Source organism: Kribbella sp. NPDC058245 (assembly GCF_042882005.1).
GTDB lineage: Bacteria > Actinomycetota > Actinomycetes > Propionibacteriales > Kribbellaceae > Kribbella.
Genome location: NZ_JBHVWY010000006.1, coordinates 502,406 through 520,600, shown reverse-complemented (window position 1 = coordinate 520,600; position 18,195 = coordinate 502,406). Strand labels below are relative to the sequence as shown.

The window sequence follows — 18,195 nt, the reverse complement described above, 5'->3', positions numbered from 1 at the left end:
CCCGAATGTACTCCGGGTCCTTCGAAAAGGGTTTGACGGACTGTCGGAGGCGGCGCCTAGGGTTGATGTATTCGCCTGGTCAGGTGCCCTTCATCACCCCTCTATGTCTTCGTCTGTGAGACGTCATGTCCCTGCGCCTCATTCCGTTCGCCGACCCAGGTGTGCCAGACACCCGGTCGGCTCTCCGACTCATCATCTGGCTCGAGCACCAGCAGCTGCGCGGGCAAGCGCTCGCGATCTTCTGGGGCTTGGTGTTCTTCGGCGGGATCGCCGCTGCTCCGATCGCGGTCGGCCTGGCCGTGCAGGCAGTGATCGACAAGTCCTGGCCGAAGCTGATCTTCGCCGGTGTGCTGCTGCTCGTGTTCGGCGCGGCCAAAGCCGGCGCGGACTCGTTCTTCCACCGTGCGGTGGTCTCCAACTGGATCTGTACGGCGTCGCGCCTGCAGCAGCTGCTGATGCGCAAGGCGTCGGAGCTGGGCTCACTGCTCACCCGCCGGATCGCTGCCGGTGAGGTGGTCGCGGTGAGCAGCGGCGACGTCGAGAAGATCGGCTGGTTCGTCGAGGTGCTCGGTCGCTTCACGGCCGCACTGCTGACCTCGTTCGCGGTCGTGATCGGTCTGCTGTTCTACGAACCGCAGCTCGGTCTGATCGTGGCTGTCGCCGTTCCGGTGCTGGCGTTCTCGATCGTGCCCCTGATGGGCCCGGCCGAGCGGCGTGCGGACGAGCAGCGCGCCAAGGGTGGTCGTGCGACCGAGCTAGCCGCGGACACCGTGGCCGGTCTGCGCGTGCTGCGCGGTATCGGCGGTGAGCAGCTGTTCCTGGACCGCTACCGCGCCGCCTCGCAGGAGTACCGCTCCAGCGCGGTCCGCAGCGCCCGCATGTGGTCACTGATCGCCGCACTGCAGGTGTTCCTGTTCGGGTTGTTCCTGGTGCTGATCGTCTGGCTGGGTGTGCGCATGGTGTCGTCCGGCCGGATCACAGTCGGTGAGCTCGTCACGACGTACGGGTTCATCACCTTCCTGCTGGTGCCGTTGCACACGTTCGAGGAGACCGCGAGCGCGTTCATCTTCTCGAAGGTGTCTGCGCGGCGGGCGGCCCGCGTGCTGTCGCTGCGGCGCACCGACGAGACCATGGGCACGGCTGCGGCGCAGCTGCCCGAGGGCGACCTGTTCGACCCGGTCTCCGGTCTGCAGGTGCCAGCTGGTTCGTTCACCGCAGTGGTGTCCGGCAACCCTGATGCGGGCGGTCTACTGGCCGACCGCCTGGGTGGACACAGCCCGACGAGTGAGCCGGACGAAGCGTCGGTGCAGCTGGGCGGTGTCGGTCTGGACGACCTGCCGCTGGATTCGGCGCGCACCGTCGTGCTGGTCCAGGACAAGGACCCGGTGCTGCTGTCCGGCACGGTGCGCGAGCTGTTCGACGTACCGGCTAGTGGTGTGGTCTCCCCGGAGACAGCACTCGAGGCTGCACAGTGTGCGGACATCCTCGACGTACTGCGTCAGACCTTGCCCGCTGGTGAGGACGACGCGATGCAGGCGATGCTGACCGAGCGCGGCCGGTCGCTGTCCGGTGGACAGCGCCAGCGCGTCGCACTCGCAAGGTCCCTGTACGTCGATCCGCAGGTGCTGGTGCTCGACGAGCCGACCAGTGCGGTCGACGCGCACACCGAAGCCCGGATCGCTGACGGACTGCGCTTATTGAGGGCCGGACGGACCACCGTGGTGTTCACGTCCAGCCCGCTGATGCTGGACCGCGCGGAGCGGGTGGTGTTCGTGCCGGATGGTCGCGTCGACGCCGTCGGCACGCACCACGAGCTGGTGCACACCAATCCGCGGTACCGCGCGGTCGTCACCCGTGAAGAAGAGCCAACTCTCGAGGAGTCGGTGTGAAGCCCCCTCTGTACGACCCGGCGGCACCACAGGAAGTGGTGCGCCTGCCGGTGGCAGGGAGCGCGACTGTTCGCGCCTACCTGAAGACGCTGTTCCGTCGGCATCGCCGTGCCTTCGGCTGGCTGACTGTGGTGAACGCAGCGGCCGCGCTGAGCGGCATGGTCGGTCCCTGGCTGCTCGGCAACGTGGTCGAGAAGCTGTCCCAGGGTGAGAAGGACGTCGACCTTCCGTATGTCGTGCTGGGCTTCACCATCGCCCTGCTCGTCCAGACGGTGTTCGTCCGGCTGACCAGGCTCCGTGGTGCGGTGCTCGGTGAGGAGATGCTCGCGGATCTGCGCGAGGACTTCCTGGTCCGGGCGGTCGGGCTGCCGCCGGGTGTGCTGGAGCGGGCCGGGACCGGTGACCTGCTGTCCCGGATCACCACCGACATCGATCGGCTCTCGCACGCCATGCGCGACGCCGTACCGCAGCTGACCATTGCCGTGCTCTGGGCCGGCCTGCTGATCGGTGCGCTGATCGTGACGGCCCCGCCGCTCGCGGTGGCCGTGGTGATCGCAGCGCCGATCCTGATCATCGGCGGCCGCTGGTACTTCCGCCGGGCACCGCAGGCCTACCGCTCCGAGGCCGCCGGGTACGCCGCTGTGGCCTCGGCACTCGCCGAGACCGTCGACGCCGGCCGGACTGTCGAGTCGCACCGGCTCGGCACCCGCCGGATCGGTCTGGGCGACACCCGGATCGGTCAGTGGGTCGCCTGGGAGCGGTACACGCTCTATCTGCGGATGATCCTGTTCCCGGTGATCAACATGACGCACACGGTCGCACTGGCCGCGGTGCTGGTGATCGGTGGCGGATTCGCGCTGCAGGGCTGGATGACCGTCGGTGCGCTCACCACGAGCGCGCTGTACATCCAGATGCTGGTCGAGCCGGTCAACATGATGATCCGCTGGTACGACGAGCTCCAGGTGGCGCAGGTGTCACTGGCTCGGCTGGTCGGGGTCCGTGAGATCGAGACCGAGCAGCTGGGTGAGGAGCGCGAGCCGGAGGGCCGGACCGTGCTGGCCGACGAGGTGCGCTTCGGCTACCTGGAAGGCCGCGACGTCCTGCACGGCGTCACGCTGACCGTCCAGCCGGGAGCACGAGTCGCGCTGGTTGGTCCGTCCGGTGCCGGCAAGTCCACACTGGGCCGGCTGCTGGCCGGCATCTACTCGCCGCGGGTCGGTGACATCACGCTGGGTGGTGCTGCGCTCGACAAGATGTCGGCTGAGCAGGTGCGGAGCCATGTGGCTCTGGTCAACCAGGAGCACCACGTGTTCGTCGGCAGTGTCCGCGACAACCTGCGGCTGGCTCGGCCGGAGGGGACCGATGCGGACCTGTGGGCAGCACTGCGCTCGGTGGATGCCGACGGCTGGGTGGCCGGGTTCGATGACGGCCTGGACACCGAGGTGGGTTCCGGGGGCATCACCCTGACCCCGGCGCAGGCTCAGCAGGTCGCACTGGCCCGGCTGGTGCTGGCCGACCCGCACACGCTGGTTCTCGACGAGGCGACCTCGCTGATGGACCCGCGGGCCGCTCGGCACCTGGAGCGGTCACTGGCCGGTGTCCTGGAGGGCAGGACCGTGGTGGCGATCGCGCACCGCTTGCACACCGCGCACGACGCGGACGTGATTGCGGTGGTCGAAGACGGCAGGATTGTCGAGCTGGGCGGTCACGACGAGCTGGTCGATGCCCAGGGCCCCTATGCCGCGCTGTGGCACTCCTGGCACGGCGACCGCTGACCCGTTGCACCAAGTGGCAGCCTGATCGGCTGCCACTTGGCCGCCACCCGTGTGAGGATGAAGTGTGCTGACGACGTTGCTCTCACTGCCCGCTGCCATGGCTCTCGACGTGAACGACGAGGGCCGGGTGCTCGTCCTGTACGACGGGACCGGCGTCCGTCAGATCAACGAGATCACACCGGAGGGTGACTGGCGCGCGCTCACCGACCTCGCTGACACCTGCCGGAGCGCACAGTTCGTCCCGGACAGCCGGCTGGTGGTGGTCGAGCACGACAGCGGCGGGAACGAGCGCGGTCAGCTCTCGCTCCTCGACCTCGACGAGCCCGGGCTGCCCACGCTGACCCCGCTCGTGCACGACCTCGACTACCTCCATCACCTGGTCGCCGCCAAGCCCGGCCGGGTGCTCTACACGACCAACCGGCGCAATCGGGTCGACTTCGACCTGATCGCCCGCGACCTCGCCACCGGCGCGGACACGGTGCTGTACGACGGCGGTGGCTGGGTCATGGGCGTCAGCGCGTCGCCGGACGACCAGTGGGTCGTACTGACGGTGGCCACCGTTCCGGCGAACTCTTTCCAGCTCCTGCTGGTCGAGACGGCCACTCAGAGGGTCACCGAGCTCACACCGGCCGATGCGCACAACGACCAGGGCCAGGTGTCCTGGCTGCCGGACTCCGCCGCCTTCGTGGTGTCGACCGATGCGGACCGGGACCGGAAGGCCTTGCGCCGCTACGAGTTGAGCACTGCGGCGTGGAGCGACGTACTGGTCGACGATGCGCGTGACCTGGCCGCTTGGGTGTCGCCGGACGGTGATCAACTGCTGGTGGCCGTGGTCGACGACGGTGAGGTGTCGCTGGCGACGCACCGGCTGTCCGACGGCTCGGAGATCAACCGCCTCGACCTGCCAGCCGGCGGCTGTGCAGCACTCAGCATGACGACTCCCGACCCGGTCTGGTCGCCGGACGGGTCGTTCGTCGCGCTCACCTACAACTCCCCGACCACCCCGCCGACCGTGCATCGCTATGACCCGGCCACCGGCGAGGTGGTCGCCGTACCGGCTCCTGGGATGCCTGAGGTGCCGAAGCTGACGCTGCCGGAGAGCCTGCGGGTGCCGTCGTTCGACGGCGAGCAGGTGCCGGTCTTCGTCTTCCGGCCGACCGGACCCGACCTGGGGTCGACCGTGCTGCACATCCACGGTGGACCCGAGGGCGCGGCAATGCGTGTCTGGCAGCCGGTGATCGCGGCGCTGGCCGCGGAGGGCCACACGGTGATCGTGCCGAACGTGCGCGGCTCAGCGTCGTACGGCAAGCGCTGGTACTCGCTGGACGACCGCGAGCTGCGACTCGACTCGGTGAAGGACCTGGCCGCGATCCACGCCTGGCTCCCGACCATCGGGGCCGACCAGAGCCGTGCGGTGCTGTGGGGCGGTTCGTACGGCGGCTACATGGTGCTGGCCGGTCTCGCCTTCCAGCCGGAGCTGTGGGCGGCCGGTGTGGACATCGTCGGGATCGCCTCGCTGGTGACCTTCCTGGAGAACACGTCCGACTACCGCCGCGCGACGCGTGAGCGCGAGTACGGCTATCTCGCGACCGACCGCGAGTTCCTGGAGTCCGCGAGCCCGCTGAGCCGGGTCGACGACATCCGGGCGCCGCTGTTCGTCATCCACGGCGCCAACGACCCGCGGGTGCCGCTGTCCGAGGCAGAGCAGATCAGCGCGGCGCTCGAGCAGCGCGGGGTGCCGTGTGAGCTGGCCGTCTACACCGACGAGGGCCACGGCCTGGCCAAGCTCAAGAACAAGCTCGACGCCTACCCGCGGGCCTTCAGCTTCCTGCGGCAGCACCTGGCCACAGCGGAGTGAGCGTCGCGGCTGTCGCGTCCAGCCGGACCGGCAGCCCGAGCGGTACGGCGAGGTTCAGGTCCTCATGCCCGATCCCCGCACCCTCCACCATCGGAAGACCCAGAGGCTCCAGCCGTTCCCGTACGACGTCGGCCGCGAGCCCCTGGTCATCGGACTCGCTGAAGTCCCCGACCACGATCCCCGTCACCTGGTCGAACCAGCCGGACCGCAGCAACTGCGTGAGCAGGCGGTCGATCCGATAGCCCTGCTCGCTCACGTCCTCCAGGACGACGACACCGACGGGTGGCGCGTAGGTCGGCGTACCGATGCTTGAGGCGAGCAGTGCGAGGTTGCCACCGCGCAGCACGCCTTCTGCAACCCCACCGATCAGGGTGCGCGCACCCCGCGGTGTGAGCAGGTCGGTGACCCGCTCAGGCTCGAACAGCAGGTCGTGAACCCGGGCACGCCCCTCTTCCACGCCTAGCTGCTCAACAGCAGCCGCCATCGGCCCATGGATCGTGACGAGGCCTCGGGCGTTCAGGGGTTCGTGCAGCGCGGTGATGTCGCTAAAGCCAACGAACCACTTCGGTACGGCGGCCAGCTCGTCGAAGTCGACCGCCTCCAGCATCCGCTGCACGCCGTACCCGCCGCGTCCACAGAACACCGCAGCGAACCGCTCGTCCAGCCACGCGTCGCGCAGGTCAGCAGCCCGCGCCTTGTCCTCAGCCGCGAGATAGGCGAACCGCTCATGTCCCGCGAGCACTGACGGCATGATCTCAACCTCAAGACCCCACGTCTTCAGGTACTCAGTGCCTTGGTCCAACCGCTCGGACCTGATCCGCCCAGAGGGCGCCACCACGGCAACCCGGTCCCCGCTCCGCAGCCGCCGCGGCACCACCACACTCGTCACCCGCTGAACCTATCGCCCGTCACCACGTGACCTTCAGGGGCGCCGACTTGGTGACGCCGTTGACGGTGACGCTCAGCTCGGCGGTGCCGGGGCGGAGTGCGGTCAGCTGGCCGCTGGCTGGGTCGTACGACGCTACGGCCCAGAACGGCGCAGTGCTGGCAGGACCGATGTGGAGTTGGAGGTTGCCTTGCCAGTCGGCTGAGACGGGGAAGCTGACCGGGACCCGGCGACCATCCTGTACGACGGTTGCCGCTGCCGGCGCGGTGGCGCCGCGACGGAGCGTCGCGGGGACGGCGAGTTCGAGCGTGTCCACGTGCGGCCGGAGCTCCAGCTGCATCCAGTTTGGTTCGCGACCGATGCCGACCAGCGCCCAGCCCGTGAAGCCGCCGGCGTCCGGTGCAGCGGCCGGGCTCTTGCCGGAGTTGCCGGTCAGCGGCAGCAGCACGCCATCAGTGCGAGTGGCAGCGAAGGTGCCGGCGTGGGCGGCCATGTACGCGGCACCCTTACCGGTCTGGGCGCGGAAGTCGGCCAGCCATTTGACGATCAGCGCGGCTTCCTTGCGGTCGCCTAGCTGCGAGTTCTGCGTCGGCGACGGGTCGTCGATCGGGTGGTGCGCCATCACGACGACGTTCTGGATCGACTTGTTCCGGGCCGCGTCGTCGAGCTGCGCGCGCAGATCGGCGATCTGGGCGAACCCGCCGGCCCGCAAGGAACCGAGCGACGAATCCCGCAGTACGAAGCGGGTGCCCTTGTGGTCGAACGAGCTGGTCGGAGCACCGAAGACTTTGGTCCACTCGGACAGGTCACCCGGGCCGTAGCTCTCGTGGTTGCCCGGCACGTAATGCACCGGCACTTCGCCGGCGACCTCCTCGTCGAGGATCTTCTTGGCCAGCGCGATGTCCGGACCGAACGCCCGGTCGACGAAGTCGCCGTTGATGATCAGGAAGTCCGGGTGCTGCGCGAGCGCCTCCCGGATCGTCCGCCGGGCCTGCTTCACGTAGTCGGAGTTCGGGTCGTCGGCGGTGAACTGCGCGTCCGACATCACCGCGAACCGCCAGCGCCCGCCACCCGTGACGGTTCCGTCCGTGACGACCATCGGGTCGACCACCTTGGCCGCAGGCGCCAGCGTCACCGGCGGCGCGCTGCGGAGAGTCAGGTCGTCGACGATGATCCGGCCGGCGTACTGCCGCGTCGGCACCGTCTCCACCACGTAGATCCGCCAGAACCGCAGCGGCATCGTCAGTCCCGGCGGGATGTCTGCCTCGACGTACTTCCAGCCGGTCCAGTCGACCGCCGACGCCAGGTTCAACGTCTGGGCCGAACCACCGGCCGCGTCATAAGCGTTGGCACGCAACCACGCACCCTTGCCATCGCCGTACACCCAGGCTCCGAGCTTCTGCGGCTGTCCAGGCAGCGTCTGCTGCGGAGTCTGCGACAGGTACGCCGCCCGCGTCGCCGTGCTGCCCGTCAGCGAGTAGTCGAGTGCAATCGCCTGCCCACCGTCGTGCCCCTCGGCCGCGGACCGTGTGGCCGTCGCAGCACCAGCCGGTACGGCGTTCGCCGCCCATTTGGTCACATCATCCAGCTCGTCTACCACCGTGCTCGCTAGCCCAGCCGTGACACTGAGCTGGGTGCTCAACTTGCCAACCGTCGCAGTCACCACGGCCGACACCGCTTCGTTGCTCAGGGCATTCACTTCGAATCCCTTGCCCTTAGCAACCACCTTCAGGACCGCCGGATCGTAGCTCAGCTTGACGTCCCGCGGCTCGACCCACGTCGCGAACCCATCCGCGTCGTACCCGTCGATCTCGAAGAACCCCTTCGCCGCGGAGTCGGCCAGCGACACCTGACGACTCGAAGGCGCCAACCGGATCGGTGCACCCAGCACAGTCATCGGGAACCTCCCGTTCGCCGTCCCGCGCGCCGCAGTGACCACCACGTCACCGGCCCGCCGCCCAGTCACCACGCCATGCTGATCAACCCGGACAGCACTGCCACCAAACCAGTACGGCGTACCAGCGGCCGGCGCGTACGTCTCGTCATGACCGGTTGCCGTGAGCACGCGACTCAAGCCGCTGAGCACGCGGGAGCTGCGGGACAGATCGGCATCCGCGTCCTCGGCCGCCGTACCGGCTGCCTCGATCCGGAATCCCTTGAGGCGGCCGGAGCCCTTGACCGGAATCAGCCCGAGCCCGTTCGGCACCACGCGCTCGCCACCGTCGGACGGGTCGTTGACCACGCCCGGCGCGGCGTCGCCGGCCGACCGGGCCAGCATCGTCGACGAGCCACCACCATCGAGGTTCAGCGCATCGTCGGCACCGAGGCCGATCATCAGCTGACCCATCTCCTTCAGCGACAGCCCGCGCGATCCGGTCGCCCGGCCGTCGACGGTCAGCAGGATCATCCGGCTTCCGTCGGCGTCGAACCCGATCGCCGTCCGCGGTGCCAGGTCCGCATCCGGTACGTCGGCCGGTACCGCGCCGTCCTTGGCCAGCTGAACGTTCCCACTGATCCCGACCGCGACCTTCGACGCATCCGGCCGCAGTCCGTACTTCACGTCGACCTTGTCGCCGATCTCGAAGGCGGTGAGCGCGTCAGCGCCAGCCTCGCGACCGATCAACGCCTGCTCGTTCGCCGCGAGGGCCGTCGTACCGGGTGCTGCCGCTGACGAGACGACCACGCCGTCGCGAAGGATGACCTCGCGGACGGTGGGCAGCCCGTCGACGGTTCGGGTCCGGGCGACGTCACCCCACTCCGGGGTGTAGAGGCCGATACCGCCGGAGTTGACGGAGGGTGAGTTCAGGTTGGTCAGGGCGAGCTTGACCGCGTCGTCGTCGGTCGCCGTCCCTTGCAGGAAGAGCTGCGCGATCTGGCCGAGGCCGTCCTTGCCGATCACCGCGGTGTCGTTGTGCCCGGCCGCCGGAGCGTTGATCAGCCGGCCGCCCTGCTCGACACCCACGCCGAGCGGCGCGGTCGTGTCGTTGATGTCGAAGAAGTCGCCGTTGACTCCGGCGATCGCGCCCTTGCGAGCCAACTGCTGGCTGAGCGGCGCACCGCCCGAGACCTTGCCGGTGCTGACGTAGTCGACCGTCACCCCGTGCTTGTCGAGATCGGTGGAGATGAGGTCGCCGCGCAACCAGCCCTTGGGGTCGAGCCGCTCGAACGAGGTATAGGTGACACCGGGCGCGACCGGACTGTCCTGGCGGCTGGCGACCACGCCGTCACCAGCCAGTCCGGTGCCGGGGGCGGCGTGGGCCGGGGACAGCGTGATGGCGGCGAGCAGACCGCCGACGGCGAGCGCCGTACAGGCAGGACGGACGAACGGCACGGGAGCCTCCACAGATTCGATACCGGTGACAAACTAACGTCACCGGCGTCCAACCGGAAGGTTCTCCCCGAACAGCAGGTGAATCAGTCGGTGCTGACCGGCTTGCCGAGCGTTTCCCAGGCGTGCATGCCGCCGTCGAGGTTGATCGCGTCGCGACCGACCGAGTTCAGGAACTGGGTAGCCATGCCGGACCGGCCGCCGACCGCGCAGACGCAGAGGATCTTCTGGTCGTTCGGCACCTCGCCGACCCGCTCCTGCAGGTCACCGAGCGGGATGTGGATGGCGCCGTCGATGTGTCCGCGGGCCCATTCGTCGGGTTCGCGCACGTCGAGGACGAAGGCTTCCGCGAGCAGCGCGTCGTCGAGCTCGGCCACCACGACCGAAGGGATCTGCTGATTCTGGGACATGGGGTCGATGATGTCAGATCTCACAATGGTTCACCGACGAGCCGTTGAATTATGAGAGCGCTTTCCCTGTACTGGGCGTGATCGGGACTGTCGATCCAGTCACCGATCGGACTCTACTTCCGCCCCGACAGAGGAGTCACTTCATGCGTAACCCCATGCCCAGATTCGCCCGGCTACTGGTCGCCGGCGTCCTGATCAGCGGTGGCGCGGCGACCACCGCGGTCGCCGCACCGCCGACCACCCCGGCAGCGGCACCGCAGGCCACGACCACCTCGATCCAGGCCCCGGCCCAGAGCAAGACCGACTACTGGACCGCCGAGAAGATGGCGAACGCCATTCCCTACGACCTGCCGTCGGGTGCCAAGGGCACCCAGGGCAAGGCAGTGGACAACTCGAGCGGCGTCGCCTCGCACCCGGTCGCGCCGAAGGGTAACGGCACGCTGGCCGACCCGGTCCCGAGCACCGCGGGCAAGCTGTTCTTCACGATCGGCAGCGCCAACTACGTCTGCTCGGCGTCGACGATCAACAACAACTACAAGAACCTGATCATCACCGCCGGGCACTGTGTGCACGACGGCGCGGGTGGCGGGTGGCACGCGAACTTCCGGTTCGCGCCGGCCTACTACAACGGCGAATCCGGCTACGGCTCCTACAACTGGAGCAACGCCCGGACGTTCAACTCGTGGATCAACAGCAGCGACTTCAGCCACGACCAGGCGTTCATCACCCTCCAGAAGCGCAACAACGTCAACGTCGTGGACGCGGTCGGCGGCAACGGCCTGGTCTGGGGCAACGGTCGCGCACAGGCCAACACCCGGATCTGGGGCTGGCCGGCCGAGCCGCCGTACAACGGCCAGGTGCCGTACTACTGCGACGGCACCACCTACGCGTGGGGCTCGACCGACGCGGCCCTGACCTGCAGCATGAACGGCGGCGCCAGTGGCGGACCGTGGATGAAGGACCGCATCAACGCCAACCTGGGTTACGTTTTCGCGGAGACGTCGCGCCGGACGACCAGCGGTACACCGACATTGCTCGCGACGCCGAACTCCGGTGACGTGAAGACGATGTTCGACCAGATGACGACCTAGCAGTCCCCCGCAAAGCCCATGTGTACCGACGGACGGGTAGTGGTTCGCCCAGCGGTGAGTCGCGCCGCGTGCCGGCGCAGTCGTAGGCGGGTTTCCGAGGACCACTACCCGTTGGTTGGTACATCTCGCCGCACCGGGGCTAACGTCCGAAGGATCGGAGACGGGCGCTCCGGGCGTTCGGACGTTAGCGCGGTGGGGGTCGGGGTCAGTTGTTGTTGATGCTAGTTGTTGTTGATGAAGGTGCGGGCGAGTTCCTGACCGCGCGACGTGGCGAGGCTCTGGTTCTCGATCGGGTTGATCGTCGAGTTCTTGAAGACGATATAGGTGACCGGACCGTCACTGCCGCCGTTCGCCGGGTCCGGGTTGATGCCGAGGGCAACGGCCGACGCGTACGACGCCTCACCGATGATGTCGGTCGGGCCGGTGTCGCCGACCACGGCGTACTTGACCTGGTTGTTGTAGATCATCGCGACCACACCGCCACCGGCGATCTGGAAGTTCTGGTAGTTCCAGATGCTGCTAGCACTCGGTACGACGACGTACGGGAGCTGGGCCGCGTTGAGCGGCTGGCCTGTCGAGGTGTGGAAGGCAGTGTCCGGCTGGAACCACGGGTCGGTGCTCTCGTTGCACTGCGTGGTGCGCAGACCGTCACAGTCGACGTCCAGGTCGGCCTTCCAGAACACGGCGCCGTTCTTGCCGCAGACCGGGATGGTCGGGCTGAGCTCGGAGTCGGTCTTGTAGAGGCCGTTGGAGATCTGGCTGCAGCTGGTCACCTTGGCCAGCAACTCGGCCGCGGTCGGTGCGCCGCCACCACCACCGGAGTCAGTGACGGTGAGCGAGTCCAGGTTCGGGCCGCCGTTCGCGGTGGTCGCGGTGGTCTTGATCGTGTGCGAACCCGCGGAGAGGTTCGCGTTGACCGTGGTGGTGTTCCAGGCCGTCCAGTCGCCGGTCCCGGCGAACTGCGGGGTCGCGACCGTCGTACCGTCGACGGCGATCGTCATCGGCCGGTTCACCGTGGTCCCGTTGGCGAAGCGGAACGCCAGCGAGGCGTTGCCGCTGGCGCCGACGTTCACGGTGAACGTGACGGACGAGCCGGTCACGTTGTCGTAGTTGACGAAGCCGGAGCCGGTGAACCCGGCGTGGTTGGACTCCACCACGCCTTGGGTCCGGGCCGCGTTCTCAGCCTCGTACGACGTGGTCGCCGCGGTGGCCGTGGTCGCGATCGTGGGAATCAGCAGCGCACTGCCGATCACTGCGAGGGCAAATGCGATGGGGCGGATACGCATCGTGCACACCTCCGATAGTTAAGAAACTTTCCTAACTGTCGGAAGGCGGTTTCCTGCTGTCAAGCCCTCGGAGGTTCCGGAACTATTTGAGCAGCTTGGACAGCCGCCGGTCGGCCAGTGGTTTGCCACCGGTCTGACAGGTCGCGCAGTACTGCAACGAGGAGTCGGCGAAGCTCACCTCGCGGACGATGTCCCCGCAGACCGGGCACTTCTGGCCGGTCCGCCCATGCACCCGCAGACCGGACTTCTTCTCCGACTTCAGGTCCTGTACGGCGAGGCCGGCGGACCGGTCGACCGCGTCCTGCAGGGTCTCGCGCATCGCGTCGTACAGGATCTTCAGCTCGTCGTCGGTCAGGTTCGACGCCGGTTTGAACGGGCTCATCTTCGCCACGTGCAGGATCTCGTCGGAGTAGGCGTTGCCGATCCCGGCGATGATCGACTGGTTGCGCAGCACACCCTTCAGCTGCACCCGCCCGGCCTGCTTGAGGATCGCGCCGAACTCCTCGATGGACAACGAGAACGGCTCCGGCCCGAGCCGCGCGATCCCCGGCACCTCGGCGGGATCGCGAACGACGTACACCGCGAGCTTCTTCTGCGTGCCGGCCTCGGTCAGGTCGAACCCGGACCCGTCGTCGAACGCCGTCCGCAGCGCGATCGGGCCCTTGCCGGGCCGGACCAGGGTGGCGGACTGCTCATCCCGCCAGCGCAGCCAGCCCGCGCGGGCCAGGTGGATGATCAGGTGCACGCCCTGTGCCGAGAAGTCCAGGAACTTCCCGTGCCGCTGAACGTCGTCGATCAGCAGCCCGACCAGCGCCGAGACCGGCGGGTCGTACGTTTTCAGGGCGCTGATCGCGGTGATGTCCGCGCGCACGAACGCATGGCCGACCGCGCGTTCCCGCAGGAACACCGCCAGCGACTCGACCTCCGGCAACTCAGGCACCCCACCAGTGTGCCTGATCCCAGGGACAGTACTGATACTTCACCCACCCCGCCGCCCCGAACTTCGGGGTCTTCACCCATGGAGACAGGTTGTGTACCCGGCTACCGTCGATGTCAACGAACTAGGGAGGCCCACAATGGGTGGCTTTATCAAGACGCTGGTGAAGGGTGCCGTCGTCGCCAAGGTGGTCCAGGTCGCGCAGCGCGAACTGAGCAAGCCGGAGAACCAGGCCAAGATCAAGCAGGCGTTCCAGAAGGTCCAGCAGCGCCGCGCACACTAAGCCGGCTTGTGGGCCTGCAAGGTGTAGGTCGCCGGAAGACGCTCCGGGTTGTCGGTGAGACGCCACTCACCGGCAAGTTCAGCGTCCACGGTCATCAGACCGGGGAATGCGCACCAGGGCGCACTGTCGTGCTCAGCGAGTGAGCCGAACACCAGGCCCGCGTCCTGGAGCGCGGTGATGATCTCTGCCAGGCCGTGGTTCCAGTCGTGTGTCGTGTTCTCGGTGAACTCGGCATCGGTCTCGACATAGGTCCCACCCGTCTCGAAGACGGTGCCCTTCTCGGTCTCGAAGTACGGGTACTTCAGGACGATGTCCTGGCCAACGGCATCCGTGGCCCACATCATCGGGTGGCCCTCCCGGATGAACAGCCGCCCACCCGGCTTCAGCAGACCGGCCACGACCTGCGCCCAGCGCTTGATGTCCGGGATCCAGCAGATCGCGCCGACCCCGGTGTAGACGAGGTCGTACTGCGCTGCGCCGAGCACCTCGACCGCGTCGTACACATCGGCGACATGGAAGTCGGTCTCCAGGCCCAGCCGGTCGGCAAGCCCTTGTGCTGCTTCGATTGCGGGCGGCGAGAAGTCCAGACCGCTCATCCGCGCCCCGAGCCGCGCCAGCGACACCGTGTCCGTGCCGATGTGGCACTGGAGATGCACGCCGCGCAGCCCGGTGATGTCCCCGAGCCGCGGTACGTCGAAGCGCACCACTTCGCTCAGGTACGACGGGTCACTCTCGAACTCGGCCACGTGATAGCTCGGCGAAGCCACATGCGCGGGGACGCGTTCGTCCCAGCTGGCCTGGTTGATCTCGCGGTAGTCGGTCACCGCCCGACTGTGGCACAGCCGGGCGGTGGGGTTCGACCGGTTTTGCCCGAAGGGGCTACTCGAAGGCAGTGGTCCAGATGCGGGCCTTGTAGAACTGCGCGCCGGAGCGCGTGCGATCCGCGGACTGGGAGAAGCGGATCGTCTTGTTGGCCCAGTCGCGTGGCTGGGTGCCGTCGCCGCGGATCGACACGACCTCGCCCGAGGAGTGCTTCACGTACGACTTCACCTTGGTCTCCGAGGAGATCTTGCGGCTGCGGAAGGTCCCGCCGTCGGTCAGCAGCTCGTAGATGCCCTTGGTCGCCGTGATCAGCATTTTCTGCTTGTTGGTGAAGTCGGGCTGCAGGTCGTGCCCGAGGTTGCCACTGCCGAGGCTGAAGTGGGCGGCGTACTTGAGCCGGGTGTTCCGGCCGCTGCCCATCACCGCATAGTGGCTGAACCGGTTCTGACCGACTACCCAGAGCAGCTTGTACGTCGGGTCCCACAGCACGCCGTGCGCACCGGCATAGTTGACCGTCTGCACCTGAGCCAGGCTGCCCAGGTTGGCGACGCTGGTCGGTGCGTAGAGCGTGAGTTTGCCGTCGGAGCTCGCCACGACGACCGAGCCATTCCCCGGTACCCGCTCGATCGCGTGCGGGTTGCCACCCGGCGTCGCGCTCCACTTCAGGTCGTTGAGTTCGGTGTGCTTCTCGCTGCCGATGTCGACGATGCCCGCCTTGCCGCCGGACGCGGCCACCAGGGCGATCCAGCCTTGCGCCTCGGTGGCGCGGATCTTCACGTCGCTCAGGTTCGCCCACGCGCCGCCGCCCGGAGTGAAGCTCCAGTGCACGTTCGCGTCGGTGAACGCTTTGCTCTTGGGGAAGACGAGCACCTTGTTCTTGGTCTGCTCGGTGGTGGCCACGTAATAGTCCGTGGCCGCCACCGCGTCCTGCTGCCCCAGTAGTGTCGCCGCCGGCGCGGCTACCGCTGCCGCCGCCAACCCTTGCAGGAACGTCCTGCGCTGCATCAACGTGTCTCCTCACAGTCGAGAGCGTGATCTTGAGGTTCTTAGATCAGCAAACCCGACTGTTGGTTCACGAGTAGACCAAAGTCACGCCGCGTGACGTCCTGGGTGGGCCAGACGAGCCGCGTGAATCCGCCGTACGGAGGCTTCGGTGGTGGTGGGCTTGTGAGTGAAGGGCTTGGCCGACGCGCCGAGGGCGAGCAGGTCCAGCTTGGTCCGGGCCACGTCACGGTCGTCAGCCGCGCCACCCAGGTCGGCAGGGTGCCGACGGTGGCTGACCTCGAGGGCCGCGATCAGGGCCAGTACGAGTACTGCGATCACCACGATTCCGTTCATGGCAGTAATCTTGCTACCAACTAGATCCAGCCACAATTGGCACTATTGACAGTGTTCATCAAATTCCTGCCATACTGGCTGCATGCTGCGGAAGATCGCCGTCGTACTGATGGAAGACGTGGCCCTGTTCGAGTTCGGAGTGGTCTCCGAGGTGTTCGGGATCGACCGGACCGACGACGGGGTGCCGCCGTTCGAGTTCAAGGTCTGCTCGACCCGGCCGGGTGAGCCGATGTCCACCAGCAGCCACTCCGCGGTCATCGCGCCGTACGGGCTGGAGGAGATGGAGGACGCCGACCTGATCGCGCTGCCGGCCACGACCTGGCGGGACGCGTACGACGAGCGCATCCTCGAGGCACTGCGGCGAGCCGAGGCCCGCGGGGCAATCCTGCTGACGGTCTGCTCGGGCGCCTTCGTGCTCGGTGCGGCCGGGCTGCTGGACGGTCGTCCGTGCACCACGCATTGGCGCTACGTGAAGAAGTTCGAGGAACAGTTCCCACTGGCCAAGCTGGATGCGGACGTGCTGTTCGTCGACGACGGCAACATCATCACCAGCGCCGGCACCGCAGCCGGGATCGACGCCTGCCTCCACCTGGTACGACGTGAGCTCGGCAGTGCGGTCGCCACCCGCATCGCGCGCCGCATGGTCGTCCCGCCGCAACGAGACGGCGGCCAGCGCCAGTACGTCGAGGTGCCCGTGCCCGAGTCATCCGGCGAGAGCCTGCAGCCGGTGCTGGACTGGATGGTCGACAACCTGACCGTCGATCACACCGTCCCGGCCCTGGCCCGCCAGGCGCAGATGTCGGAGCGGACCTTCGCCCGGCGCTTCGTCGCCGAGACCGGGACCACCCCGCTGAAGTGGGTCACCACCCAGCGCGTACTGCGCGCTCGCACCCTGCTTGAGCAGACGCGGATGGGAATCGAGCAGATCGCCTCGGAGTCCGGCTTCGGGACGGCGGCGCTATTGCGGCACCACTTCCGGCGCGTCGTCGGCGTACCGCCGCAGGACTATCGGCGCACGTTCCGCACCACAGCGTGACGTAATGCACACGATTTGCTACGACCCCGGGGCGTCCCACTAGGATCTCCCAAGTATCACGGGGGGATAACGGGTACTGGGGGGACACGGCCGATACTGATTCGGCGAGTCGAGCCATGCTGGAGCTTCTGTGTCCACGCCCTACCCGCCCCGGGTGACTTCCGCGCGCCGTTTGAGTTGGGACGTTGTCCGCGTCCTCGCCGTGCTGGCGGTCATCTTCACCCACACGACCTATATGGGTCCCTTCCTGCATCCCGAGCTCGGAGCACCACTGACTCCGCATCCTTTCCAGGTCGGCGCCAGCGTTCTGCTGGTGATCAGCGCGTACTTCGTCTGCGTGACCGTGCGAAAAGACGGGTCCACCCTGCACTGGCTGCGACGGCGGTATGCGCGGGTGATCCCGCCGTACCTGGCCGCTGCCGTCATCACCTACACGGCACTGGTGCTGTTCGGTCCGAGCCAATGGACCCTGCCCACGCCGCATGACCTGTGGGGCAACCTCACGCTGGCCAGCTCCTTCGACCCGACAGTCCGGATGATCGACGGGTCCTACTGGACACTGCCGCTGCAGCTGATGGCCTTCACGGTCGCAGCCGTCCTCTGGCCGCGCGGCGCCCTCGCCGGTCAGCGGGTCACCGTCCTGCTCTGGGTGATGATCCTGGCGCCGGTGATCCTGCAGTGGAACGACCGGATCACCAACAGCCCGCAATGGGTGATCCAGATTTGGAACGGCTTCGGCATCCACCGGCTCCAGCTGTTCGCCATCGGTATCGCTCTCTGGCTGTGGACAAAACACCGCATCGGTACGCCGCACCTGGCCGCACTGCTGGTGGCGACCGTGTTCGCGCATCACGCGCAGACGCAGGACTGGCCGTCCGCACTGGGGTTGGGAGTGCTGCTCATCGTCGTTGCCGGCGCCGCGCGCGGCCCGGACTGGACGGTCTTCGAGCCCGTACGGCGACCGATCCAGTTCCTGGCGAAGATCTCCTTCGGGATCTACCTGCTGAACCAGGAGCTCGGCTACCTCGTCGCCTGGCACCTGATGAGGCTCGGCGTCGGCCGGCTCGGCCAGATCGTCGGTGCCGTCGCCGCGGCGATCCTGCTCGCCTGGCTGCTCACCCGGTACGTCGAACAACCGGCGTACCGGCTGTTGACCGCGCGCAAGCCGGTCCGGCGGCTCGGGTTCCGCGCGGTCGCGTGGCTCAATACTTGACATCGGATACCCGTGAGCTAATACTCGATCTCGAATAACCGAG

At 67.7% G+C, this 18,195-nt stretch carries 15 protein-coding genes; 7 read left to right on the top strand and 8 right to left on the bottom strand.

Features of this window, described 5'->3' with window-relative positions; all coding sequences use genetic code 11:
- The first annotated feature begins 125 nt into the window (after positions 1 to 125).
- From ACFVWG_RS17515 to ACFVWG_RS17505, 3 genes are all read left to right on the top strand, one after another.
- Positions 126 to 1,889, top strand: coding sequence for an ABC transporter ATP-binding protein (locus ACFVWG_RS17515; RefSeq protein WP_391544322.1), 1,764 nt, complete (start codon positions 126 to 128; stop codon positions 1,887 to 1,889).
- A complete protein-coding gene (locus tag ACFVWG_RS17510) occupies positions 1,886 to 3,664 on the top strand; it encodes an ABC transporter ATP-binding protein (protein ID WP_391544321.1) in 1,779 nt (592 codons plus the stop codon). Before ACFVWG_RS17515 ends, ACFVWG_RS17510 begins: the two co-directional genes overlap by 4 nt.
- Positions 3,665 to 3,728: 64 nt before the next feature.
- Positions 3,729 to 5,522, top strand: coding sequence for an alpha/beta fold hydrolase (locus ACFVWG_RS17505; RefSeq protein WP_391544319.1), 1,794 nt, complete (start codon positions 3,729 to 3,731; stop codon positions 5,520 to 5,522).
- On the opposite strand, the gene ACFVWG_RS17500 is transcribed toward ACFVWG_RS17505, so the two are convergent.
- The 3 genes from ACFVWG_RS17500 to ACFVWG_RS17490 form a co-directional block, all read right to left on the bottom strand.
- Positions 5,485 to 6,411: an LD-carboxypeptidase gene (locus ACFVWG_RS17500; protein WP_391544318.1), complete on the bottom strand. Its 927-nt coding sequence runs from the start codon at positions 6,409 to 6,411 to the stop codon at positions 5,485 to 5,487. The genes ACFVWG_RS17505 and ACFVWG_RS17500 overlap by 38 nt on opposite strands.
- A gap of 19 nt (positions 6,412 to 6,430) precedes the next feature.
- Positions 6,431 to 9,739 (bottom strand): phosphodiester glycosidase family protein, encoded by a 3,309-nt coding sequence (locus ACFVWG_RS17495; protein WP_391544317.1) that lies wholly within the window; start codon positions 9,737 to 9,739, stop codon positions 6,431 to 6,433.
- Positions 9,740 to 9,822: 83 nt separating this feature from the next.
- Positions 9,823 to 10,146 carry a rhodanese-like domain-containing protein gene (locus ACFVWG_RS17490; protein ID WP_391544316.1) on the bottom strand — a complete coding sequence of 108 codons (324 nt, stop codon included), beginning with the start codon at positions 10,144 to 10,146 and terminating at the stop codon, positions 9,823 to 9,825.
- A gap of 143 nt (positions 10,147 to 10,289) precedes the next feature.
- Here ACFVWG_RS17490 and ACFVWG_RS17485 point away from each other — a divergent pair, with 143 nt between their 5' ends.
- Entirely contained in the window at positions 10,290 to 11,237 is a 948-nt protein-coding gene (locus ACFVWG_RS17485) for a trypsin-like serine peptidase (protein WP_391544315.1), read from the top strand.
- 221 nt (positions 11,238 to 11,458) lie between these two features.
- Here ACFVWG_RS17485 and ACFVWG_RS17480 read toward each other — a convergent pair whose 3' ends face one another.
- Both ACFVWG_RS17480 and ACFVWG_RS17475 read right to left on the bottom strand, forming a co-directional pair.
- Positions 11,459 to 12,523, bottom strand: a complete 1,065-nt coding sequence (locus ACFVWG_RS17480; RefSeq protein ID WP_391544314.1) for a glycoside hydrolase family 75 protein — start codon at positions 12,521 to 12,523, stop codon at positions 11,459 to 11,461.
- Positions 12,524 to 12,605: 82 nt separating this feature from the next.
- Complete coding sequence (locus tag ACFVWG_RS17475) at positions 12,606 to 13,463, bottom strand: DNA-formamidopyrimidine glycosylase family protein (RefSeq protein ID WP_391544313.1); 858 nt, start codon at positions 13,461 to 13,463, stop codon at positions 12,606 to 12,608.
- Positions 13,464 to 13,599: 136 nt separating this feature from the next.
- On the opposite strand from ACFVWG_RS17475, the gene ACFVWG_RS17470 reads away from it, so the two are divergent.
- Entirely contained in the window at positions 13,600 to 13,743 is a 144-nt protein-coding gene (locus ACFVWG_RS17470; protein WP_391544312.1) for a hypothetical protein, read from the top strand.
- On the opposite strand, the gene ACFVWG_RS17465 is transcribed toward ACFVWG_RS17470, so the two are convergent.
- The 3 genes from ACFVWG_RS17465 to ACFVWG_RS17455 all read right to left on the bottom strand — a co-directional run bounded on the left by ACFVWG_RS17465 (position 13,740) and on the right by ACFVWG_RS17455 (position 15,903).
- A complete protein-coding gene (locus ACFVWG_RS17465; RefSeq protein WP_391544311.1) occupies positions 13,740 to 14,567 on the bottom strand; it encodes a class I SAM-dependent methyltransferase in 828 nt (275 codons plus the stop codon). The genes ACFVWG_RS17470 and ACFVWG_RS17465 overlap by 4 nt on opposite strands.
- A gap of 55 nt (positions 14,568 to 14,622) precedes the next feature.
- On the bottom strand, positions 14,623 to 15,570 hold the full coding sequence (locus tag ACFVWG_RS17460; protein WP_391544310.1) for a DUF6528 family protein: 948 nt from the start codon (positions 15,568 to 15,570) through the stop codon (positions 14,623 to 14,625).
- An 84-nt stretch (positions 15,571 to 15,654) separates the two neighbouring features.
- Positions 15,655 to 15,903, bottom strand: coding sequence for a hypothetical protein (locus ACFVWG_RS17455; protein ID WP_391544309.1), 249 nt, complete (start codon positions 15,901 to 15,903; stop codon positions 15,655 to 15,657).
- Positions 15,904 to 15,985: 82 nt separating this feature from the next.
- On the opposite strand from ACFVWG_RS17455, the gene ACFVWG_RS17450 reads away from it, so the two are divergent.
- Both ACFVWG_RS17450 and ACFVWG_RS17445 read left to right on the top strand, forming a co-directional pair.
- Positions 15,986 to 16,939, top strand: coding sequence for a GlxA family transcriptional regulator (locus ACFVWG_RS17450; protein ID WP_391544308.1), 954 nt, complete (start codon positions 15,986 to 15,988; stop codon positions 16,937 to 16,939).
- A gap of 154 nt (positions 16,940 to 17,093) precedes the next feature.
- The gene (locus tag ACFVWG_RS17445) at positions 17,094 to 18,152 is read left to right on the top strand and encodes an acyltransferase family protein (RefSeq protein ID WP_391544307.1); all 1,059 of its coding nucleotides are present in this window, start codon (positions 17,094 to 17,096) and stop codon (positions 18,150 to 18,152) included.
- Positions 18,153 to 18,195: the final 43 nt, after the last annotated feature.

Coding starts and splice junctions, on each gene's coding strand:
- ACFVWG_RS17485 (WP_391544315.1), top strand. CDS start 10,290: ATGCGTAACCCCATGCCCAGATTCGCCCGGCTACTGGTCGCCGGCGTC.
- ACFVWG_RS17450 (WP_391544308.1), top strand. CDS start 15,986: ATGCTGCGGAAGATCGCCGTCGTACTGATGGAAGACGTGGCCCTGTTC.
- ACFVWG_RS17515 (WP_391544322.1), top strand. CDS start 126: ATGTCCCTGCGCCTCATTCCGTTCGCCGACCCAGGTGTGCCAGACACC.
- ACFVWG_RS17455 (WP_391544309.1), bottom strand. CDS start 15,903: ATGAACGGAATCGTGGTGATCGCAGTACTCGTACTGGCCCTGATCGCG.
- ACFVWG_RS17480 (WP_391544314.1), bottom strand. CDS start 12,523: ATGCGTATCCGCCCCATCGCATTTGCCCTCGCAGTGATCGGCAGTGCG.
- ACFVWG_RS17490 (WP_391544316.1), bottom strand. CDS start 10,146: ATGTCCCAGAATCAGCAGATCCCTTCGGTCGTGGTGGCCGAGCTCGAC.
- ACFVWG_RS17460 (WP_391544310.1), bottom strand. CDS start 15,570: ATGCAGCGCAGGACGTTCCTGCAAGGGTTGGCGGCGGCAGCGGTAGCC.
- ACFVWG_RS17470 (WP_391544312.1), top strand. CDS start 13,600: ATGGGTGGCTTTATCAAGACGCTGGTGAAGGGTGCCGTCGTCGCCAAG.